Genomic DNA, 22,189 nt, shown 5'->3' with positions numbered 1-22,189 from the left:
TGGCAGAGAGGAGCAGAGAGATGGAGAGAGAAGAAAATCTGGAGCTTTTGCTCACACGGTACGCGGATCTTGTCCCCCTCCGGGCAGAGCTCTACCGCGCGCTGGAGGTGCTGCAAAGCGCCTTTTCGGCGGGCGGCAAGCTGCTGGTCGGCGGAAACGGCGGGAGCGCGGCCGACAGCGAGCACATGGTCGGCGAACTCATGAAGAGCTTTGCCTTTCGCCGCAGCATTCCGGCGGCGGTGCGGGAGACCCTGAGCGCGCAGGGCGAGCGCGGCGCGCGTGTCGCAGCGATGCTCGAGGGGGCGCTTCCGGCCATCGCAATCACGGGACACGACGCGCTACAGAGCGCCTTCGGCAATGACACGGACTGGAAGTTTGCCATGGCGCAGCAGGTCTACGGCTACGGCAGAGCGGGCGATGTACTGCTCGCCATCAGTACCTCCGGCAATTCCGAGAATGTTCTGAATGCGGCGGAGACCGCACGGGCGCTCGGCCTGAAGGTCATTGCCCTCACGGGTAAGACCGGCGGCGCACTCGCAAAAATCGCGGATGTGTCACTCATTGTGCCGCGGCAGGAAACCTATCAGATTCAGGAGCTGCACCTGCCGATTTATCATGCTCTCTGCCTCGCGCTCGAGACTGCCTTCTTTGGGGAGGATGCCGAAAAATGACGCACAGCTTTGCGGTTTGTGCCTACGGGGATTCGCCCTATCTGGAGCGCTGCCTCCGCTCGCTCGCCGGGCAGACGGTTTCTTCGGAGAAACTGCTCTGCACGGCGACGCCGAGCCCCTTTCTCGAGCGGCTCGCGGCACAGTACGGCTTTCGCTACTGTGTGCGGGACGGAGAACCCGGCATCGGGGCGGACTGGAACTTTGCGCTGCATCAGGCCTCCGGTGACTTTGTGACGCTCGCCCACCAGGACGATGTCTACGCAAAACACTATGCGGAGACTCTGTACCGCACGGCGGCGGCGCACCCGGATCTCACTCTCTTTACGACGGACGCACGCATTCTCCGGGACGGCAGGATTCAGCCGCGGAGCAAGGCGGAGTTCGTGAAAAAACTGCTGCGCGTTCCACTGCGCGTTCCGTTGCTTTCGACCTGTACGGCGGGGAAGCGCCTCAGCCTTCGCTTCGGCAATCCGATTGTCTGCCCCTCCTGCGCCTACCGGCGGGACGCGCTCGGCGAGGCACCCTTTTCGACCTCGCGCCGCTTTGTGCTCGACTGGGAGCTGCTCTGGCAGCTCGCGGCGGCGGGCGGTCGCTGGGTGGTTGCGGAGCAGAGCCTGTTACTCTACCGGATTCACAGCGGCGCGGCGACCGCGGCGCTCACGGAGAATCATGTGCGGGAGCGGGAAGAGAGAGCCATGTTCCGGATGATGTGGCCGGAAGCCGTCACGGAACTGCTGATGCGCCTTTACCGGAGTGCCTATGTGGACTACGGGGCGTAGGGCGGGGCTGCTCGCGGCGGTTGCCGCGGGACTCAGTCTGTTTGCGGCGCACGGTCTCGCGGGGGACGGCTTTTTTGCGGAGCAGTTCGCGGACCCGCGGACGGCGGCGATGCTCCTCGAGACCGCACTTGTATACCTGCTCTTTTTCGGCGTCGATCGGATCCGCGGGAGAGGGCGGCGAAACGCAGCGCGTGTTCTCCTGTTGCTCGGCTTCGCATTTCGTCATCTGGCGCTGTTCAGCGTGCTCATGGCGGGATTCTGGATTCTGATGTTGAGTCTTACCGGCATGGCGCTCTTATACCGTCGCGCGGAGGTCGCCGCCACGGCGGAGAAGCTGTATCGCGGCTTCCTGACGGGGGCGGCGTGCTGGATTGCGCTGGTCGGCCTGCTGTCAGGCTTCCATATCGGCGGTCTCCGCATCTGGCGCGCGCTGGCGGGCATCTTTTCGTTGCTTGCGCTGCTCACCGCAGGGCGAGCGCTTGTCGCCGGGGCGATAAAAAGCAGAGCGCTTCCCGGCGCGGCGGCGGAGGTGCGGCGGAGCGGCGGAGAGAGCGCTGTCACGGCGCTCACAATCACGGCCGTACTCGTGCAGCTCGGCCGCCTGAATCTCGCGGTCGACTACGACTCCCTCCGCTATGCGCTCCGCTCGCCCTTTGTGCTCGACAACGGCAGGGGCATTTTTGAGGCGCTCGGCTCGGTGAATCAGGTCTATTTTTACCCGAAGGGGCTCGAAATCCTGACCTTGCCGCTATACCTCGGGAAAAGTTACGGCCCGACACTCGCCTTTTCCTTTTGCCTCGGGGTACTGCTTTTATTTCTGCTCTATGATTATTGCAGAGCGGACATCGGAGAGAAGCGCGCGCTCTACCCGGTCGCTGTCGCCGCGCTGCTGCCCGGCGTCATGAACTTAAGCGTCTCGGCAAAGACCGATCTCATCACGATTTTATTTCAGCTCTATGCCGTGCGGGAAGTGCGCCGCGCGGAACGGCAGCGCGGCACGGAGCGCCGTATCGCCGTTTCCTTTGCCGCGAGCGCCCTGCTCTTTACCTTCATGCTGAAACCGACAGCGCCGGTCTTTTCGGGGGGCTTACTCATCGGCTTTTTCCTCTACGCGCTGTTGTACGGGCGGCGGAGAGGACATATCACACTGTCTGCCGGAGGCGGACAGAAAGACAAGAGACCGTGGCGGCAGCTTTTGCTCCCGCCGCTCGTTACCTTGACAGCGCTTGCGGCCGTGACGCTTCGAACGCTGCACCTGACCGGGTATCCGCTGGTCTCGGTTTTCACCGGCCTCTTTGAGACACTCGGTTTTCACGGCAGATATCCGCTCGCCGTGCAGAGTCTCCCGGATGCCGGGGCAGAGCTTTCCGGGAAAGCACGTCTCTTTGCGCTCCTTTTGCGCCTGCGGCTTCTTTTTCTTGCGCCGGTCGGGGAAGCGGGCTTACATATCCGCATTGCCTGGGGCACGACACTGATTCCCGTCCTGCTCCTTGCGCTCTGCTTTCACAACCGCGCGAAAACCGCGCGAAGGGCGGGCAGCGTTGCTCTGCCGGGCTGTCTCCTCGCGGTGCAGGGCTTTTTGCTGCTTTTCTCGCTCGAGCGCCTGCATCAGATTGACGGCAATTACTACGGCCTTTTTTACCTGCTGGTCCTGCTCACGGCTTTTCTGCTGTGGCGGGAGAAGAGCGCGCTGTTATTCCGGGCGCTTAGCCCGGCGGCACTGCTCGCCGTCCTGATGCTCTGTCTCACCAACTGGGCAGGCGCGCGGGGCTATACGGGCTATGAGGGCAGGACCGGTCTCTTCTATCCGCACGGGCGGCTTGCCGAGGAGACGCTGATTCTCGACGGCGGCGAGCCCATCTACCGCTATGTGAAAAATGCGCCGCGCATGCGTCTTCTGACTCTGGCGGCCGAGCCTGAGTGCTATCTGCTGCCCTGTGACGCGCAGAGTTACACCGACCTCGCGGGGAGCGGCGGCAATGTGTATCTCGTGAAGACGCTGGATCTTTTTAAGGAGTTCCTGGACCGTGCGGGCATAGACGCGCTCTATACGGACGATATGTTTCTGGCGGATCACAGCCGCGCGGCCGATATCATCCGCTATCTCGAGGAAGAGGGAAGCATTGAAGTCGTGATACGGCAGGAGGGCAATGCCCTCTATCGCTACCACCGCGCGCGCTAGCGCGCCAAGACAAGGAGGAGCCATGGGAGAAAAGCAAAAGAAACAGGACATCTGCAGCGATCTCTTGCTGCTGGCAATGCTCGTCGCCTGGGCGTTCTTTGTGAACCGGCAGTTCCGAATCAGCGGCCTTTATAAAGACGACCTCTACACCTGGTCCTGCTGGGGCGAGCAGAGCTTTTGGCAGTATGCCTTTCCGCAGGGCTCGACCCGCTGCCGCTTTGTCTACTGGGCGGCGTCCTGGATAGAGCTGCAACTCATCGGCCACCACATCGACTGGATTGTTCCGTTCAACATTCTGCTGAATGCGGGTCTCGCGGGTTTCCTCTATCTCTTTGCCAAGCGCCTCTCCGGAAACCGCGCGGTTGCGTTTGCCGTGGGCTTTCTGTTTCTCGGCTCACACTTCGCCTATTACCAGATCGGACAGTTGCTCGGTCTCATGGAGACCATGGGCGTTTTCTTTGCGGTGCTGCAGGCCTTTTTCCTGTATCGTTACCTGAGGGGCAGAGCAGAGACCAAGAACTTTTGTCTTGCGCTGCTCGTCTATTTTCTGAATTGCTTCACGCACGAGCGCTACATGGTCCTGCTGCCCATGTTTTTCTACTGCCTCCTCGTGAGACGGGACAAAAAGTGGTACCGCTATCTCGCGGTCGTCGCGGTCTTTTTGCTGATGCAGGGCATACGCTTTGTGATGATAGGGACGGTTTCGCCCGAGGGCACCGGCGGCACCAGCTTAAAGGACACCTTCACCGTGCAGGGGGCGATTACGAATTTTGTGCTCGAAGCGCTGTATTCAATCGGGGTCAATGCGGGGCCCGAGCACCTCTGCGGCCGACCCTGGCAGGACACTTCGTTTCGCGTCAAAGTACTGGTGCTGTTCTGGAACCTCGCGATGCTCTTTTACCTGCTGATCAGCTTCTACCAGCTCTTTTTGTCGAGAAGGTACCGGAAGCGCGGGGCGGAGGGCATGAAGCTCCTCCGGGATCTCGTCTTTTTCCTCGGTTTCTGGATTGGCTCTGCGGCGGCCTCGGCAGTCACGATACGCGTGGAGCTCCGCTGGGTTTATGTGCTCTATGCGTTTCAACTCCTGCTGGTCGCTTATCTCTACGGGATCCGGCGGGTCTCCTGCGAGGCGCGGAACGCGGACCCCGAGGCAAAGCGCCGCTATCAGTTTGACAACGCGGTGCCGCTTGCGCTGCTCTCGGTTGTTGCCCTGTTAAGTCTCGTAATGCAGCAGTATTATCGCCGCTTTATCCCGAAGATTTATCTCTTTCCGGATCAGGCGCGCTATAACTCCCTCGCCGATGTGACCTACGGCAGGTACGGGCGAGAGGTGCTCGGCAAGGACATCGTGATTGTCGGCAACAGCTATGAGATGAGCGATTTCACGGGGCGCACCTTCTTTAAAACCTTTGATCCGGCGCATACCGGACAGGGCACGGTAGTCCGGCATGTGTCCTCGGTCTATGACATCGGGCTTGTACATCCGGATATGCTCGTGCTCTTTGAGGATCCCGCACACGATGCGTTTCTCGATGAGACCAAGGCAGTCCGAGAGCTGCAGTGCGCGGTCGACTACGGCTACTATGAAGACGAGTGGATGGATCGGAGCGCGTCCCTCCGCATTCTGCTGCAGGGGAGCGGCGAACTACACTTCCATGTGACCTACCCCGGCACCCTGCGGGGCGGCGAGGAAATCACGGTCGAGAGCGGAAACAGCGTGCAGCATTTCCCGCTCACGAAAAATCGCGAGAGCTTTACGGTCGTAGGGACGCCCTTTGCGCTTAACACCTTCCGCTTTTCGACGAACTTTCAGGTGGAAAATGCCGCCGAACAGCGCGGCGATACGCCGCTCGCGATGCTGGTTCGCTTCGATGTCGATGCGGGAGAAGGAGAGAAGGCATGGGAAGGAAAATAACAGTTCGGCTCCTGCCGCTCTTCGGCTTTCTCTTTCTGACGGCCTATCTCCGGTCGGCGAGCGCGAATGTGGTCTACACCGACTACATCCGTCTCGTAAACAGCTATCTTGAAAATGTTTACAGCTTGTCGCCCTACCTGCACGGCGATGTCCTGACCCGGATTCCGGTCAACTACTTGGAGCGCATTGTGAATGTGCGTTTCTTTCACTACAGCACGATGTTCGACATGGTGCTCGGCGCGGCCTTTCTCTCCCTGAATGCCTACCTTCTGGGGCGCTACTGCGAGAAAAAGCGACTGCCGCTTGCGGTGACGGCGTTACTCATGCTCCTCATGTTCTCGCTGAACAAGTGGGAGATGCTGACCAACGGTTCGGGCTGGGTGCACTTTGCGGCCTTTATGCTCTTTTTCTGCCACTATCTGAGCCTTGACGCGCTGCTGCAAAAGACCGGAGACAGAAAGGCGGCAAGGCGCCTGCTCTGGCTGCCCTCGCTCACGATACTCTTTTTTGCGGGACCCTACTGCGCGATTTACGCGCTGACCGCCGTGCTCGCGGAACTTGTCATCGTGCTTCGCTTTCGGCGGGACTTTCGGCAGAGCGCGGCTCGCGTGCTCGCGGTGCTGTTACCGTTCGGGCTCTATCTCATCAGCCGCAGTCTCTCGGTCGAAGAGAGGCACGGCGCGACGACGGACTCGATTTTCACGGTCGTGCGGGCACATCCCCTGCTCCTGCCGCGCTTTTTTGTGCGCTCCTTTGCCTCCGAAATCATCGGGCAGGAGAGCGCGGGACAGCTGCCGGGCTTTGTGTTCACGGGGCTCGGCCTTCTGGTGCTCACGCTCTATGCCCTTGCGTTTCTGTATGCGGCAAAACTCATAGAGAAGGAGCGTAGCCTCTTTCCGCTCTGTCTAATCGCCTCGGGCTTTCTGAATCATTTGCTGGTCACGGCTTCCCGCTGGATTTTCCTCCGGGAAAATTACGGCATGAGTTCCCGCTATGCGCTGCAGTATCAGGTCGGCATGCTGGGGCTCTTGTTGATCCTTTTCCTATCGGCACGGGACAGCGGGGGACGGCACGCGCGCCGTCTCGCCGCCGTCTCGCTGCTCGTCTTTTGCCTCGGCAATCTTGCCACGACGGCGCATGAAATTCACATGGCGCCCTACCGGAAGGAAAACTTTCTCGCAATGCGGACGGTCGCAAAAAATTTTGAGGCCGAGAGCGATGAGACCCTCGTCAAGGTTCTTTCCTACCATGATCCTGTCCGGATACGGAAAGCACTGTCTCTGTTACAACATAAAAACTTAAATGTGTTTTATGAAAAAAAGGAGTAGAATCGCCTCATGAATAATGCCTATGGCCTGCAGGTAGTGCAGGAAGCGAACTTGAAAATTTTAAAAGAGATACACCGAATCTGTGAGAAGTACAGGATTTCCTATGCGCTGGACTCCGGTACCCTGCTCGGTGCGATTCGCCACGGCGGTTTTATTCCCTGGGACGATGATGCCGATATTGTGATGACGCGGAACCAGTGGGAGGCGTTCCGGAAGGTCGCACCGCGGGAACTCCGTGAGGGTATGCATCTTTTGCTGCCGGAGAGTTTCCGGGGCGGAAGACGTTTCTACGACTTCACGCCGCGCATCATCTACGAGTACTCGAGACGGCGGAACCCGGATGCGGAGACCGCCTACTATGAGGAGAAGCTAAACCATCTCTGGGTGGACATCTTTATTCTGGACCGTCTGCCGGACGGACAGGCGGGTGCACATACGCTGCTCGAACAGAAGGCGCTCTACGCGCTCGCGATGGGACACCGGAGAGCGCTCGATTACGGGAAGTACAGCCTCGGGCAGAAGAGCGCGGTGTTTCTCGGCAGCAGCGCCGGAAAGCTGGTGCCGATGAAAAAGCTCTTTGCCCTCCAGGACAAAGTTGCGCGGCGGGCCAACAAAAAGCAGACAGCGGAGTGGTACTACTCGAATTACGATCCCGGCTATATCGACATCCGCCTGTCGGATGCCGTCGCGCAGGGGCGGATTCAGATTCGCTTTGAGGACTGCGAGCTCTGCATTCCGAAGCACTACGACGAGGTACTCACGAAAATCTACGGGGACTATATGCAGTTGCCGCCGAAGGAAGAGCGGCGGCCGTCCCACGAGAGCACGGGGATTCAAATTTATGGCTGAGAGAACCGATATTCTGACCGTCGTGGTCTCGGTATTTAACGAGGAGGAGGCTCTGCCGCTTTGCCGGGAGCGCCTCACGGAAGTGCTGGAGAGGAGCGGCAGACCCTATGCCCTCCTCTTTGTCAATGACGGGAGCAGTGACGGGAGTGCGGAGCTTCTGGATCGCTTCGCGGCGGAGGATGCCCGCATCCGCGTCCTGCATTTCTCGCGAAATTTCGGGCACGAGGCCGCGATGATCGCGGGCATCGACTACGCGGAGGGCAATGTGATCTGTATGGACGCAGACCTCCAGCATCCGCCGCAGTGCATCCCGGAGATTGTGCGGGCGTTTGACGAGGGCTTCGATGTGATCAGCATGGTGCGGACCGCAAACCGCTCGGCGGGGCTCGTCAAAAATATCACCTCCGCCGGGTTTTACGGCGTCATGAATGCGCTGAGCGGCATCAGGCTCGAGAAAAACGCATCGGACTTTTTCGGCATCTCGGCGCGCGCGGCGGAAGTGCTGCGGCACGATTACCGGGAGCGGGTGCGCTTTCTCCGCGGCTATGTGCAGAGTCTCGGCTTCCGGAGCACGACCCTCTCCTATGAGGCGGCGGCGCGCGCGGCGGGGCATTCGAAATATTCGATTCGAAAGCTGTTCCGCTTCTCGATGAATACGATTATGAGCTTTTCCGACCTGCCGCTCCGGCTCGGCATCTATGCGGGCATCGCCTCGGGGGCCCTCGGCGTGATTCTGCTGCTTTATTCGATTTTCACGAAGCTCCGCTTCGGCGCGCCGGACGGCTACACGACCATCATCGTGGTCATCTGCTTCATGTTCAGCATGTTGTTTCTGATTCTCGGCATTATGGGACAGTACATCGGCGTTCTGTTTCAAGAGGTCAAGGGGCGCCCGATTTATATTGTCGCGGCAGAGCGCGGCGTGCGGGCGGCAGAGCACGGCGTTTCGGCAGACAAAAAAACAGAGCTTAGTCCGGAAGAGGGGAATTCCCAGTAAAATACTGGGAATTCCCCTTGCAAGTTTTTCGGAATATGCTATAGTGGTAATAACAAGAATGATTCCTGTATTATAGGAACCCAACGAAAGGAGTCCCACTATGTTTGAGCAGGTAAAGCTGGATTACGCATTCGCGGCCCTGGAGCCGTATATCGACGCCCTGACCATGGAGACCCACTACTCCAAGCATCACGCGACCTACACCAAGAACTTCAATGCGGCGGTCGAGGCTGCCGGCATTGCGGGCAAGTCCGCAGAGCAGATTCTCTCTTCCCTCGACGAGGTGAAGGACGAGGCGAGCCGCAAGGCACTCCGGAATAACGGCGGCGGCTACTATAACCACAACCTCTACTTTGAGATTATGAGCCCGGAGAAGCACAGCGCGCCGGAAGGTAAGCTTGCGGCAGCCATCGAGAAGCAGTTTGGCTCCGTCGAGGCACTGAAGGAAAAACTGACGGCACTGGCGGTCGGTCAGTTCGGCTCCGGCTGGGCATGGCTCTCGGCAAACAAGGACGGAGAACTTCAGGTTTCGGCGAGTGCAAACCAGGATAACCCCCTCATGGAGGGCAAGGGCTTTGTCCCGATTCTCGGCATCGATGTCTGGGAGCACGCCTACTACTTAAAGTATAAGAATCTGCGCCCGGACTATGTAAAGGCATTCTTCGAGGTACTCGACTGGAAGAAGGTCGGTGAGAAGTACGAGGCGGTACTGGCGTAAGAGAGCGGCAATCAAAACCGGCATAAAAACATGAAATCAAAAAAGGGCGTCGCAGAAGGCTGCGGCGCTCTTTTTGTGGGCTTTGCGATTTGCACGGTATACATTGGATGCGGCTCAGCGCTCCTTCGCGTTTTGCGCCGCTTCCTGCTCCTTCAGGTAATCTGAGGCATCCCGGAAGAAGGAGGCGAGAATCAAAATCATAATAAAGCCGATCGGGAAGGCCGCGATAATCGAGACGGTCTGCAGATTCGCCATGGAGCTCTCCGAGAAGAGGAGGGCAATCGGCAGCAGAATTAAAAGGATGGACCAGAAGAGCTTGAGTCTCCGGTCGGGCTCCTCGTCGCTCGACATCTCGCGGTAGGAGTAGGCGCTCGCGACCACGGCAATCGAGTCAAAGGAGGTCGCATAAAAGGCAATCATCCCGAGCACGAGGAGGATCAGCACGAAGCGGTAGCCCGGCAGGGTGCGGAGTATCGTGAGTATGGTCTCATAGAGATTGCCGCTCTCTGCATACATGCCGAGCAGGTCGATTTTTCCGAACATCTGCAGGCCGAGGCCGTAGTTGCCGAGTACAATGAAGGAGACCCAGGTGCCGAGGAGACCCGCCGCATAGCCCCCGAGTATCACCTCGCGTATGGTGCGGCCGCGGCTGATGCTGCCGATGAAGAACGGCGTCGCGACACACCAGACCATCCAGTAAGCCCAGTAGAAGATGGTTGTGTTCTGCGCAAAACCGGTCTTTCGAAGCGGATCCGTGTAGGTGCAGAGCGAGATAAAGTTCTGCGCGACATTGCCAATCGAGGAGAGACCGGTCTCCAGAATGTAACGCGGCATGCCGCCGAGGAAGAGCACATAAAGAAGAAGCGCAAAGAAAAGCCAGGTGCAGGAGGCTGCCATGATCGAGATGCCGTGGATGCCGAAGTAGGCGCAGACGGTGTAGACTAGGCAGATGAAGAGCAGGATTACAATGGTCAGCGCAGTGCTGTCCTTGACCGAGAAAATCGCGGAGATTGCGCCGGAGAGCAGGGGCGCGGAGACCGCAAAGGTAGTCGCGGTGCCGGCAATCAGCGCGAAGACCGCAATCAGGTCAATGAGTCGCCCCGGAATCCCGTCGGTGTGCTGCTTCAAGAGCGCGCGGCAGGCTTCCGAGTACTTCTGCTTGTTGCGCTTCCGCACATGAATCATGAAGGCAAAGGCGACCGAGAGCGCGAGGTAAAAACCCCACGGGACGGGTCCCCAGTGGAATAAGGAGAAGCTGCCGGCCCAGTCCTGTGTGTCGCCGAGCGACTGCACATGCGCATCGGTCGCGTAGGTCATCCACTCACAGAGCGAGTAGAAGAGAATATCCGCCGCGAGGCCCGCCGTGAACATCATGCTTCCCCATTGGAAGAAAGAGTACTGCGGGCGATCACCGCCGAGGCGGATAGAGCCGAAGCGAGAAAAGGCGAGGTAGAGCGTCAGCAGAAAAATGCCGAGCCCGAGGAGCAGGTAGTACCAGCCGAACTCCTCGCCGAGAAAGCTTCGGATGGCATTCAAGGCAGCGCCGGAAGCCTCCGGTGCGGTGAAAAAGGTCAGGCAGAGTGCCAGAATCAGCAGAAAGGGCAGCAGTGTGATCATCCAGTCGATGCGCTGTGAGAGCTTCTTGTTCATTTTTGTCTTTAACACCTCCAATATTGAACAATTTACCACCCGACGCCCGATTTGGCAAGAGAGAAACTTTAAGCTTTTCTGACAAAGTAGGGAAAATGCTGTTAAAATAGGATGGCATTTACTATAATGCGGAATTGAGTAAGCAGAGGTGAACGGACGATGAAAAAAACAAAATGGGTTTGGGCTTATACAACAGGATTGGCGCTTCTCGGCGCCGTAGCGCTTCTCGGCGGTTGCGGACCGAAGCGCGGTCAGCTCGCGGCTTCAGCGGCGGCTTCGGCAGCTGCGGAACAGGGCAAGGGACAGGATGCTGTGATGCACGACGACATCAAATTGAATTTTGACGAGGCACAGAGCTCCTGCGAGGATCTCCTCAAGGACAACGCGAGCGACTATCCGCTCTCGAAGTACATCGACACCGTCGTGGATGAGAACACCAAGACTGTCATGCTGATCTGGCCGCTCGACAATTCGGCGACCGAGGAGGACGGCGTGCGCTACGCAAACGAGCTGATTCGCGCGTTCAACGATGCCTGCGCGGAGCAGGATTTCTCGATTGCGGCGAGCTCGGAGGAGAGCTACGGCGGTCTCTATCAGAAGTACGCCGTCAACATTCAGGTATTCCGCGAGACGGACATTTTAAAGCCGGACAAGTACCTGGTCAGCATGACCATTCCGGCGGGCAGCAATCAGGCCGTGGTGCCGTTCTCACAGTATGACGGTGTCAACGAAGTCATTCTGACGGACGGAACCGTCAAGGTGCCGGGCGGCAAGTACACAGGCGACCGGACGGGTCTGTACAGCGGAGAGTAAATCTAGGAGGCAGGACAGCATGAGAAAATTAATTCGCCGCACAGCGGCTTTGACTTTAGCACTGGTAACCCTCGCGGCGGGCAGCGTGCGCGCCGATGTGGTACAGCGCGGCGCTTCGGCGGCGACCACAGCCGCCGCGACGGAGAGCGACACTTCCGGCGGCGCGGTGGTCGATCAGAATGCGGTCGGCACTGCGGAGACAACGGCGAGCCAGAGCAGCACGGCGGCGGTGCAGGCGACCACGGCGGCGACATCCCACGGTTCGGGTGTGAACAACGGCACGGCCAAGGTGGTCACAAGCACGCTCTTCGGCGGCGATGAGCTCATGCTGGTTGCGCCGCGCTCGGCAAGCCAGATGATGAGCTTTGTTGTCACGACGAAGGCCGGCAAAGTCCTGGTCTTTGACGGCGGCACCGAGCACGATACCGAACACCTGAAGGAAGTGCTCCGCGCGAAGGGCAGCCATGTGACGGCGTGGTTCATCACCCACCCGCACTCGGACCATGTGGGCGCACTGACCAAGATTCTGCAGGATCCGAATTCCGGCATCAAAATCGATGCGGTCTATTACAACTTCCAGCCGCAGGAGTGGTACAACACGAATGAGGCGTACCGCGCGGACATGGTCGCGCAGTGCCGCAGCGCAATCGAGACGCTGCCGGAGAGTGCGCGTCACACCGTGCACAAGGGCGACAACATTCCGATCGATGACATCACGGTCAATGTGATGAATGACCCCTACCTCTCGAGCGTGAACTCCATCAACAACTCTTCGGTCGCCTATCGCCTCGATGTGAGCGGCCGGAAGATTCTGTTCCTCGGTGACATGGGCGTTCAGGCGGGCAATCAGCTCGTCGCGGACTATGCGAACAACCCCGGCGCGCTGCGCGCGGACATCGTACAGATGGCGCACCACGGCCAGCAGGGCGTGGGTCGCAATGTCTATGAGATGGTGAAACCGGAGATTTGTCTCTGGCCGACACCGCTCTGGCTCTGGGAGAACAACAACGGCGGCGGCTTAAACAGCGGCAACTGGCGCACGCTGGAAGTGAGAGGCTGGATGCGTCAGCTCGGCGTGAAGACCCATGTGGTCGCGAAGGACGGCGACCAGGTGCTCCGCTGATGCGCCTCGGGGAGAGACGCATTGTGCTTGCCTCCGCTTCGCCGCGCCGCCTGGATTTGCTCAGGCAGCTCGGACTTTGCCCGGGCGTGCAGCCGAGTGAGGTTGATGAGCATTCTTCGGAGCGGGATCCCGCGCGCTTTGTGCAGGAACTCGCGCGCCGGAAGGCGGGCTGTGTCGCCGCGACGGAGGCGGCCGGAACCCTGGTCATCGGCGCGGACACCGTTGTGGTGCGGGACGGCATCATCCTCGGAAAGCCGAAGGACAGCGCGGCGGCAACGGAGATGCTTCGCAGTCTGCAGGGCAGAGCGCATGAGGTCTATACCGGTGTCGCACTGCTCCTCGCCGGAGAAACCAAGGAGCGGGTCTTTGCGGCGGAGACGCGGGTTTTTGTCGCGCCGATGACAGAAGACGAAATTCAGACCTATGTCGACAGCGGCGAACCCATGGATAAGGCAGGGGCTTACGGCATTCAGGGGCGCTTTGCCTGCTATATCGAGAAAATCGAGGGCGAGTACAGCAATGTGGTCGGACTCCCGCTCGGGGCGCTCCGCAAAGCGTGGAAAGCGCTGGAAGAGCAAAACGAAGCGGAAAAGTGAAGCAAAAAAGAGAACAGTGTTGCCTTGCGGCGCTGTTCTCTTTTTTTTTGCGCCGAAACGGCCCCGTGAAAGGCAGCTGTGATCCGCGACTCTTTCCCCCGCATAGACAAGCGCGGGAGTTCCCGCTATAATAGGCTTATGTTTTTATGAAGATACAATCACAAGGAGGAAGCTGACAATGAAACACCCAGTCGTAACAATTACCATGGAGGACGGCGGCGTCATGAAACTGGAGCTTTATCCGGAGGTCGCACCGGGTACGGTCAACAATTTCCTGAGCCTCGCAAAGAAGGGGTTTTATGACGGCCTCATTTTTCACCGTGTCATTGAGGGCTTCATGATTCAGGGCGGTTGCCCGATCGGCAACGGCGAGGGCGGCCCCGGCTATGTGATCAAGGGAGAGTTCAAGCAGAACGGCGTGCAGAACGACTTAAAGCACGAGAGAGGTGTGATTTCGATGGCGCGCACCTCGATTCCGGATTCCGCGGGCAGCCAGTTCTTCATCATGCACAAGGCGGCACCGCACCTGGACGGCGGCTATGCGGCGTTCGGCAAGCTGATTGAGGGTGAGGATGTCCTGGACCGCATTGCGACGACAAAGACGAATGCGGCGGATAAGCCGCTGAGAGACCAGAAGATTAAGACCGTCACGGTCGAGACCTTCGGCGAGACCTATCCGGAGCCGGAGAAGCTGCCGGAAATCGAGTATTGACAAAAACCTATGCGGTTTCGCTGAGGGACGGGACAAAGGTGAATGTCACTGTCTCCGACGAGCCCTGGCGGGGCGATGTCAATGTGACGGACTGGGAGGCGGTGACCGAGAGTCTGCTCCTTCGGGCGGCCTGCCGGAAGTGCGGCCGTCCCGCGCCGATTGCGGAGACAGAGCGTCTCTTTCTCCGCGAGCTCTCGATGGAAGACCTCCCTGCCCTGCGGACTTTTTCGCTCCCGGCGAAAGAGAATCGCTATCTCGGCGGCGACTGGGAGGGGCTCAAAGACGAAGCGTTTTTGCGGCGCTATATCGAGACGCAATATGCGTTTTTTGACTACGGCCTCTGGGCGCTCTTTCGGCGCGCGGGAGAGCTGCGCGAAGCACACTTTCTCGGGCTGGTCGGATTCTCGCCGGAGGAGCCGCCGGAACTGGGTTACGCCTTGCGGCCCGAAGCGAGAGGACAGGGCTATGCGGCGGAAGCGGGGCTCGCAGCCCTTCGCTATGCCGAAAGAGAACTCGGATTTACGGCAGCGCAGATACGCGTTGTGCCGGAAAACCGGGCCGGATGCGCGGTCGCGGCAAAAATCGAAGAGCAGTGGAACCGTGCGGGCGGCGCGCCTCAGTGCCGCCTTTTTGTAAAGCATGAAAGTTCTGTATACAAAGACTGAGCGAGAGCGCCGGAATGCGGCACGGTGTGTCGACAGGGGAGTTGGTATGGAAACAGGAAGGGAGAGCGTCCGCGCGCGGGCGTTTGCAAAAATCAATCTGGGGCTTGCGGTGCTCGGCACCCGGGCGGACGGCTATCACTTGCTCCGAACGGGGATGCAGAGTATAAGCCTTGCGGACGAGCTCTTGCTCACGCGGACGGAAGAAGCGGGCATAACGCTTTGCTGCGATGAGCCGTCGCTGCCGACCGACGGGCGGAATCTCGCCGTTCGGGCAGCGGAAGCGGTGTTTCGGCACTGCGGTCTTTCGGGCGGCGTCCGGATTGAACTGAAAAAACGGATTCCCGCGGAGGCAGGGCTCGGCGGCGGCTCGGCAGACGCGGCGGCTGTTCTGCGGGGACTGAGAGCCCTCTTTGCGCTGCCGCTCGGCGACGAAGCGTTGCGCGCTCTCGCACTCCCGCTCGGCGCCGATGTGCCCTTCTGTGTGAGCGGCGGAACCATGCTCGCGGAGGGCATAGGCGAAGCGCTCTCACCGCTCTCTCCGATGCCGCCCTGCCATCTGGTCGTCGTGAAGCCGCCCTGCGGCAGTTCGACCAAGGCCGTCTACGCGGCGCTCTCGCTCTCGGCCATGGCCCCCTGGGAGCAGCCGGATGCGAGACTATTGGAAAATGCGCTGCAGGGACAGAATGTGACGCTGCTCGGCGCTTCGCTGCAGAACGCGCTCGAAAAGCCGGCGACAGAGCTATATCCCGTCCTCCTCGACTATCGGCAGTTTCTCACGGAGAGCGGCGCCGCGGGCGCCGCGATGAGCGGCAGCGGCTCGGCTTTCTTTGCGGTGTTCCCGGAGGCTGAGCGAGACAGAGCGGAACAGTGTATCGCGACAGGGAAAGAACAGTTTCCGGCAGCAACATTCTTTTTGTGCCGCCCGGTTTCTGCGGAAGAAGTCAGCGCGTCGACCTTATGAGCGCGCGGAACAGGAAGGAGGCGCTATGCCGGAAGAATTTAAGATGACGGTCAATGAGTATATGCCGCTTCGCGATGTTGTATTTCACACCTTACGGCAGGCAATTTTAAAGGGCGAGATGGAACCCGGCGAGCGCCTGATGGAAATTCAGCTCGCAAAGAAGCTCGGTGTGAGTCGCACGCCGATTCGCGAAGCCATCCGGAAGCTGGAACTCGAGGGACTGGTCACGATGATACCGCGCCGCGGCGCGGAGGTGGCCGGCATCACGGAGAAGAGTCTCCGTGATGTGCTCGAAGTGCGCCGGGCGCTCGAGGATCTCGCAGTCGAGCTCGCGGTGGAGCGCATGAACAGCGATGACATTGAGCGGCTCGAAGCGGCCAGAATCGGCTTTCGCGAGGCGCTCGATGCGAAGGATATGATACGGATCGCGCAGGCGGACGAGCTTTTCCACGACGCGATTTATGCGGGCACATATAACGACAAGCTCGTACAGATGTTGAACAATCTGCGCGACCAGATGTACCGCTATCGCCTGGAGTATATCAAGGATACCGGCAAGCGCCAGATTCTGCTCCACGAGCACGAGCAGATTCTGACGGCGGTGAAGACGCGAAACATTACGCTCGCGCGTCAGACGATGCGAGAGCACATTGACAACCAGGAGCTCACGATTTCCAAGCGTCTCAGCGAGGAACTCCTGGAGAAGAAAAGCGCAAAACGAAAAGAGGCAAAGAAAAGATGAGTAAGAAAACAGTTGCGGTACTATTCGGCGGGCAGTCCTCGGAGCACGAGATTTCCTGCCTCTCGGCGGCAAATATCATTCACAACATTGATCGCGAAGCCTATGATCTCGTGCTGGTCGGCATCACGAAGGAGGGACACTGGGTCAAGGTGAGCCGCGTCGAGGACATCGAGGACGGCAGCTGGAGAGAGTCGAAGATCGGCGCCGTGCTCTCGCCGGACGCAACGGAGCAGTGCCTCATGATTCATGAGCAGGCTGCGATTACCCGCGTGAAAATAGACCTCGTGTTCCCGGTGTTGCACGGCCTCTACGGCGAGGACGGCACCATTCAGGGCCTCTGCAAACTCGCGCGGATTCCGTTCGTGGGCTGTGGCGTCACGGCGTCGGCGGTCGGCATGGACAAAGGCGTTGCCAAGCTGGTCGTGCATTCGCTCGGTATCCGCCAGGCGGATTTCCTCCTGGTGACGAGTCAGGAACTCAAGGATATGTGCGCCGTCATCGACCGAACAGAGGATCGTTTTTCTTACCCCGTTTTCGTGAAACCCTGCAATGCGGGCTCGAGTTGCGGTGTGACCAAGGTGCACAAGAGAGAGGAGCTCGCGGAGGCGCTCCGCGAGGCGGCGCGCTTTGACAGCCGCATTCTGATCGAGGAGTGCATTGTGGGGCGCGAGATTGAGTGCGCGGTACTCGGCGGCGGCGCACGCCCGGTACAGGCGAGCGGTGTCGGCGAAATTCTTGCGGCGGCCGATTTCTATGACTACGATGCGAAATACTACAATGCGGAGTCGAAGACCGTTGTGGATCCGGAGCTCCCGGAAGACAGCGCAGAGGAAGTGCGCCAATCGGCAGTCCGCATCTTTGAGGCAATCGACGGCTACGGTTTGTCCCGCGTCGACTTCTTTGTGACGGCGGCGGGAGAGGTCGTTTTCAACGAGATCAATACCATGCCCGGCTTCACGGCAATCAGCATGTATCCGATGCTCTTTGCGGCGCGCGGCAAAGACAAGAAGACGCTTGTGAAAGAGCTCATGGAGCTCGCGTTTGAGAGAGAGGCCTGAATGGACGGCGAGACGTTTGACGAGCAGGATCCGGTCAAACTTTATGTGCCGAAGCGGGAGCGCCGTGAGCGGTTCACCATCGACGCGCACGCCCCGATCGGCGTATTTGACTCCGGCATCGGCGGACTCACAGTCGTGAGAGAGCTGATGCGCCAGATTCCCGACGAGCGCATGGTGTATTTCGGCGACACGGCGCGCCTGCCCTACGGCGCAAAGTCGCGGGACACGATTATACGCTTTTCGCGCCAGATTGTGCGTTTCTTAAAGACGAAGGGTGTGAAGGCGATTGTGATTGCCTGCAATACGGCGAGCTCCCACGCGTTAAAAACCCTCGCCGAGGAGAACGATATTCCGGTGATCGGGGTGATTTACGCAGGCGCGCTGAGCGCGGTGCGCGCCACAAAGAACGGGCGCATCGGCGTGATCGGCACGCGCGGCACGGTCAACTCCGAAATTTATCCGAAGGTCATTCAGAGCATTTCGCCGGGCATCCGCGTGTTTCAGAAAGCCTGCCCCATGTTTGTGCCGCTCGTCGAGGAGGGGCTTTTACACGACAGCGTGACGGACGAAATGGCGGCGCGCTATCTGCAGGAACTGAAGGAGAAGTATGTCGACACGCTGGTGCTCGGCTGCACGCATTACCCGCTGATCCGGAGTACCATCGGGCGCATCATGGGCGAGGAAGTGACGCTCGTGAATCCGGCCTACGAGACCGCGACGGAACTCCGGGATATCCTTGCGCGGGAAAAGCTCTTAAACCCGGGGGACGGAAACATGGAGGGCAAGTATCGCTTCTATGTGAGCGATCTCGCCGAGAATTTTCAGGATTTCGCCAACTCCATTTTGCCGACGGAACACCTGGAGGCGAAAAAAATCGAAATCGAAGAATATTGACGGGGAGGGAGAGCCATGACGGAAGATGTGCTGGTGACCATCAGCGGCAAGCATCTGATCGGCGGCGAGAGCGAGGACGTGGAACTCCTGGTGCCGGGAACCTACCGATGCACGGACGAGGGCATTCATGAGATTGTCTATGAGGAGCCTGCGGAAGAGGAAAGTTTCGGCACGAAAAACACGCTGCGAATCGACGGCAACTCGATGCGCATCGAAAAGCGCGGGGTCTGCACGGCGGAACTCTGCTTCTTAAACAGCGCGGCGCGCACGCTCTGCAACTACCGGACGCCCTACGGCACCTTTTTGATCGGCATCAGCACCTCGGATTTCCGCGTCACGGTCACGGAGAACTGCATTACGGCGGAGCTGATTTATGCGATGGATGTCGGTGATGCGTTTCTGAAAGACTGCGAGATGAAGGTCGAAGTACGCGCGAGAGAGGGGATGCCGGACGAGATCTGAATGACGGGCACAAAAAAAACAGGCGCTTTCGCGCCTGCTGTTTTTGTATTATTTTCTGTGAAGAATGCGGTCTAAGAGGGAGCGCTTCTTCGGGATTGCGGGAACCGCGCCGCCGCGCACGCCCTTCACCTCGACGATGTAAATGCCGCTCACAATGACCTTGCATTCCTGCTTCAGCGGAAGCTGCCGGAAGGCTGTCTCATCCGCCATCAGGGTGATGATCTTTGCGCCGACCTTTGCCTTCACGACCGGGACTTTCATCCAGCGGAGATAGAAGGGGGTCTGCTCCCAGACCAGTTTCGGAAAGCCGGCGTCTTTCAGCTTGACTTTCTTTTTGTCAATCGGCAACATCGTGACGAGCTGCTTGGCCGCCTCGAAGGCCGGTTGCGAAGCCGCCTGTTTCTCTTGTAAGCGCCTGCCGACAAAATAGAGTACGGCAAGTGCGACTGCCGCGATCACAAGGAGCACGAGCAGTACCGTGAGTACGGTATTCATCATTGTCTGGAATCCCCCGTCAATTTTTGTTTTACGTCTATCCTGAAAATAAAGGGACGCTTCAAAAGTATAGCAGAGTCGGAAAAAATACGCAAGACTGTCGCTTGACAGCTTGCAATCGGAATGTTAGGATGAAGTTTGCACTATTGTGGACTCGTAGGCCTTTAGGGAGAAGTATGCCCTTTGGGCCTTAATCCGCACGGGTAACCATTGGTCTTTCAAGTATAGGGGTGATAACGTACATGGAAAAAAGCAATATGCGTCCGATTAAAGCCGGAAAGGGCATTCGCATGAGCTTCTCCCGCCAGAAGGAAGTTTTGCAGATGCCGAACCTCATAGAGATCCAGAAGGATTCTTACGACTGGTTCCTGGGTGAGGGATTGCGGGAGGTATTCCGCGATATTTTCCCCATTGAGGATTTTGCCGGACACCTCAGTCTGGATTTTGTGGATTTTCAGCTCTACCGCGATGAGGCAAAGTACACCATTGCGGAGTGCAAGGAGCGGGATGCCACCTATGCAGCCCCGATGAAGGTCAAAGTACGGCTGTACAATAAGGATAAGGACGAGCATAAGGAGCACGAAGTTTTCATGGGCGATCTGCCGCTCATGACGGACACCGGTTCCTTTGTCATCAACGGCGCAGAGCGCGTCATCGTAAGCCAGCTGGTTCGTTCCCCCGGTATTTACTATACGATTGAACATGATAAGGTCGGAAAGGAATGCTACTTCTGCCAGGTGATCCCGAACCGCGGCGCATGGCTCGAGTACGAGACCGACTCGAACGACGTGTTTAATGTCCGCGTTGACAGAACGAGAAAGGTGCCGGTCACGGTGCTGCTTCGCGCGCTCGGTCTCGGCACGAACGATGAGATCAAGGCGCTGTTCGGCGACGAGCCGAAGCTCGAGGCGAGCTTCCTGAAGGATTCGACCGAGAACTACGCGGACGGTCTTCTTGAACTCTACCGCAAGATTCGTCCGGGCGAGCCGCTCTCGGTCGAGTCGGCGGAAGGCCTGTTGCGTTCGATGTTCTTTGACCCGCGCCGCTATGACCTTGCGCGCGTGGGCCGCTATAAATTCAATAAGAAGCTCCACTTAAAGAACCGCGTGGTCGGCAAGGAACTCTTGGAGGATGCCGTGGATCCGAACACCGGCGAGATTCTCGCGGAGAGCGGCACGGTAATCACGAGAGAACTCGCGACCGAGATTCAGGACGCGGGCATTCCGTATGTGATGGTGAAGGGCACGAGCACGCCCGAGCGCGCGCTGAAGGTGCTCTCGAACCTCATGGTCGATATTCGCAACTATGTCGACATGGAGAACCCGACCGAATACGGCATCGTGGAGCCGGTCTACTATCCGGCGCTCATGGAAGTCCTGAAGGAGGCCGAGGAGAACAAGGTCGACGTCAAGAAGTACGTGAAGCGGCATGTGGATCGCCTGATTCCGAAGCACATCACGAAGGAAGATATTTTTGCTTCCATCAACTACAACATGCAGATCGAAGAGGGCATCGGTACGACCGATGACATTGACCACCTCGGCAACCGCCGCATCCGTGCGGTCGGCGAGCTCCTGCAGAACCAGTACCGCATCGGTCTGTCCCGCATGGAGCGCGTGGTCAGAGAGCGCATGACGACCCAGGATATCAGCGAGATTACGCCGCAGTCCCTGATCAACATCAAGCCGGTCACGGCGGCGGTCAAAGAATTCTTCGGTTCTTCCCAGCTCTCGCAGTTCATGGACCAGAACAACCCGCTCTCGGAGCTCACGCACAAGAGAAGACTCTCGGCGCTCGGCCCGGGCGGTCTCTCGAGAGATCGCGCAGGCTTCGAGGTTCGAGACGTCCACTACACGCACTACGGCAGAATGTGCCCGATCGAGACCCCCGAGGGCCCGAACATCGGACTCATCAACTCGCTCGCAAGCTATGCGCGCATCAACCCCTACGGCTTTATCGAGGCGCCCTACCGCGTGGTTGACAAGTCCGAGGATCCGAAGAACCCGCGCGTCACGGATGATGTCGTGTATCTCGCGGCGGATGAGGAAGATAATTTTATTGTCGCACAGGCAAACGAGCCGCTCGACGAAGAGGGACACTTTGTCCACAACAATGTCTCCGGTCGACACAAAGAGGAGACTTCGGCGTTCCAGAAGCGCCTCATCGACCTGATGGACGTCTCGCCGAAGATGGTCTTCTCGGTCGCGACAAGCATGGTCCCGTTCCTCCAGAACGACGACGCAAACCGCGCCCTGATGGGCTCGAACATGCAGCGTCAGGCCGTTCCGCTCATGCTGACCGATGCGCCGGTCGTGAGCACCGGCATGGAAGCCAAGGCGGCGGTCGACTCCGGCGTCTGCCAGGTCGCGCGCCACGCGGGCACGGTCGTGATGAGCTCGGGCAGCGAAATCACGGTACGCCGCGACGATAACGGCGAGATTGAGCACTACAAGCTCACAAAGTTCCAGCGTTCGAACCAGTCGAACTCCTATAACCAGAAGCCCATCGTGAACGCGGGCGACCATGTCGAGGAAGGCGAGGTCATCGCGGACGGTCCTTCGACCCACGACGGTGAGATC

General features: G+C 58.9%; 21 protein-coding genes. 19 read left to right on the top strand and 2 right to left on the bottom strand.

Annotation, left to right across the window (positions count from 1 at the left end; all coding sequences use genetic code 11):
* Positions 1-20: 20 nt before the first annotated feature.
* The 8 genes from ACO4XG_RS01730 to ACO4XG_RS01695 all read left to right on the top strand — a co-directional run bounded on the left by ACO4XG_RS01730 (position 21) and on the right by ACO4XG_RS01695 (position 9,439).
* The gene (locus tag ACO4XG_RS01730) at positions 21-671 is read left to right on the top strand and encodes a D-sedoheptulose-7-phosphate isomerase (RefSeq protein WP_308509229.1); all 651 of its coding nucleotides are present in this window, start codon (positions 21-23) and stop codon (positions 669-671) included.
* Positions 668-1,450, top strand: coding sequence for a glycosyltransferase (locus tag ACO4XG_RS01725; protein ID WP_308509230.1), 783 nt, complete (start codon positions 668-670; stop codon positions 1,448-1,450). The genes ACO4XG_RS01730 and ACO4XG_RS01725 overlap by 4 nt, the downstream gene beginning before the upstream one ends.
* On the top strand, positions 1,431-3,632 hold the full coding sequence (locus ACO4XG_RS01720) for a hypothetical protein (RefSeq protein ID WP_308509231.1): 2,202 nt from the start codon (positions 1,431-1,433) through the stop codon (positions 3,630-3,632). The genes ACO4XG_RS01725 and ACO4XG_RS01720 overlap by 20 nt, the downstream gene beginning before the upstream one ends.
* A 22-nt stretch (positions 3,633-3,654) precedes the next feature.
* Positions 3,655-5,547 carry a hypothetical protein gene (locus tag ACO4XG_RS01715; protein ID WP_308509232.1) on the top strand — a complete coding sequence of 631 codons (1,893 nt, stop codon included), beginning with the start codon at positions 3,655-3,657 and terminating at the stop codon, positions 5,545-5,547.
* Entirely contained in the window at positions 5,532-6,875 is a 1,344-nt protein-coding gene (locus ACO4XG_RS01710) for a glycosyltransferase family protein (protein WP_308509233.1), read from the top strand. The genes ACO4XG_RS01715 and ACO4XG_RS01710 overlap by 16 nt, the downstream gene beginning before the upstream one ends.
* A gap of 9 nt (positions 6,876-6,884) precedes the next feature.
* Complete coding sequence (locus ACO4XG_RS01705) at positions 6,885-7,724, top strand: LicD family protein (protein WP_308509234.1); 840 nt, start codon at positions 6,885-6,887, stop codon at positions 7,722-7,724.
* Positions 7,717-8,721: a glycosyltransferase family 2 protein gene (locus ACO4XG_RS01700; RefSeq protein ID WP_308509235.1), complete on the top strand. Its 1,005-nt coding sequence runs from the start codon at positions 7,717-7,719 to the stop codon at positions 8,719-8,721. Before ACO4XG_RS01705 ends, ACO4XG_RS01700 begins: the two co-directional genes overlap by 8 nt.
* Positions 8,722-8,821: 100 nt before the next feature.
* The gene (locus tag ACO4XG_RS01695) at positions 8,822-9,439 is read left to right on the top strand and encodes a superoxide dismutase (protein WP_308509236.1); all 618 of its coding nucleotides are present in this window, start codon (positions 8,822-8,824) and stop codon (positions 9,437-9,439) included.
* A gap of 114 nt (positions 9,440-9,553) precedes the next feature.
* Here ACO4XG_RS01695 and ACO4XG_RS01690 read toward each other — a convergent pair whose 3' ends face one another.
* A complete protein-coding gene (locus ACO4XG_RS01690; protein WP_308509237.1) occupies positions 9,554-11,089 on the bottom strand; it encodes a BCCT family transporter in 1,536 nt (511 codons plus the stop codon).
* Positions 11,090-11,248: 159 nt separating this feature from the next.
* Here ACO4XG_RS01690 and ACO4XG_RS01685 point away from each other — a divergent pair, with 159 nt between their 5' ends.
* The 10 genes from ACO4XG_RS01685 to ACO4XG_RS01640 all read left to right on the top strand — a co-directional run bounded on the left by ACO4XG_RS01685 (position 11,249) and on the right by ACO4XG_RS01640 (position 19,115).
* On the top strand, positions 11,249-11,902 hold the full coding sequence (locus ACO4XG_RS01685) for a hypothetical protein (RefSeq protein WP_308509238.1): 654 nt from the start codon (positions 11,249-11,251) through the stop codon (positions 11,900-11,902).
* A 19-nt stretch (positions 11,903-11,921) separates the two neighbouring features.
* Positions 11,922-13,025: a ComEC/Rec2 family competence protein gene (locus tag ACO4XG_RS01680; protein ID WP_308509239.1), complete on the top strand. Its 1,104-nt coding sequence runs from the start codon at positions 11,922-11,924 to the stop codon at positions 13,023-13,025.
* A complete protein-coding gene (locus ACO4XG_RS01675) occupies positions 13,025-13,621 on the top strand; it encodes a Maf family protein (RefSeq protein ID WP_308509240.1) in 597 nt (198 codons plus the stop codon). The genes ACO4XG_RS01680 and ACO4XG_RS01675 overlap by 1 nt, the downstream gene beginning before the upstream one ends.
* Before the next feature lie 178 nt (positions 13,622-13,799).
* Positions 13,800-14,333, top strand: a complete 534-nt coding sequence (locus ACO4XG_RS01670; RefSeq protein WP_308509241.1) for a peptidylprolyl isomerase — start codon at positions 13,800-13,802, stop codon at positions 14,331-14,333.
* Complete coding sequence (locus ACO4XG_RS01665) at positions 14,330-14,998, top strand: GNAT family N-acetyltransferase (RefSeq protein ID WP_308509242.1); 669 nt, start codon at positions 14,330-14,332, stop codon at positions 14,996-14,998. Before ACO4XG_RS01670 ends, ACO4XG_RS01665 begins: the two co-directional genes overlap by 4 nt.
* A 46-nt stretch (positions 14,999-15,044) precedes the next feature.
* Positions 15,045-15,959: a 4-(cytidine 5'-diphospho)-2-C-methyl-D-erythritol kinase gene (ispE, locus tag ACO4XG_RS01660; protein WP_308509243.1), complete on the top strand. Its 915-nt coding sequence runs from the start codon at positions 15,045-15,047 to the stop codon at positions 15,957-15,959.
* A 25-nt stretch (positions 15,960-15,984) separates the two neighbouring features.
* Entirely contained in the window at positions 15,985-16,701 is a 717-nt protein-coding gene (locus ACO4XG_RS01655; protein ID WP_308509244.1) for a GntR family transcriptional regulator, read from the top strand.
* Complete coding sequence (locus ACO4XG_RS01650; RefSeq protein ID WP_308509245.1) at positions 16,698-17,759, top strand: D-alanine--D-alanine ligase family protein; 1,062 nt, start codon at positions 16,698-16,700, stop codon at positions 17,757-17,759. The genes ACO4XG_RS01655 and ACO4XG_RS01650 overlap by 4 nt, the downstream gene beginning before the upstream one ends.
* The gene (gene murI / locus ACO4XG_RS01645; protein ID WP_330670169.1) at positions 17,760-18,653 is read left to right on the top strand and encodes a glutamate racemase; all 894 of its coding nucleotides are present in this window, start codon (positions 17,760-17,762) and stop codon (positions 18,651-18,653) included.
* Between the two features lie 15 nt (positions 18,654-18,668).
* Positions 18,669-19,115 (top strand): YwiB family protein, encoded by a 447-nt coding sequence (locus ACO4XG_RS01640; protein WP_308509246.1) that lies wholly within the window; start codon positions 18,669-18,671, stop codon positions 19,113-19,115.
* A 48-nt stretch (positions 19,116-19,163) separates the two neighbouring features.
* On the opposite strand, the gene ACO4XG_RS01635 is transcribed toward ACO4XG_RS01640, so the two are convergent.
* Entirely contained in the window at positions 19,164-19,610 is a 447-nt protein-coding gene (locus ACO4XG_RS01635; protein ID WP_040799980.1) for a hypothetical protein, read from the bottom strand.
* A 242-nt stretch (positions 19,611-19,852) separates the two neighbouring features.
* Between ACO4XG_RS01635 and rpoB the strand changes: the two genes are divergently transcribed.
* Positions 19,853-22,189: DNA-directed RNA polymerase subunit beta (gene rpoB / locus ACO4XG_RS01630; RefSeq protein WP_485129636.1), on the top strand; the 2,337-nt coding region annotated here is incomplete at its 3' end.

Source organism: Stomatobaculum sp., from assembly GCF_057248925.1.
The sequence above is the reverse complement of the archived record's forward strand: the minus strand, read 5'-3'. Positions and strand labels throughout refer to the sequence as shown.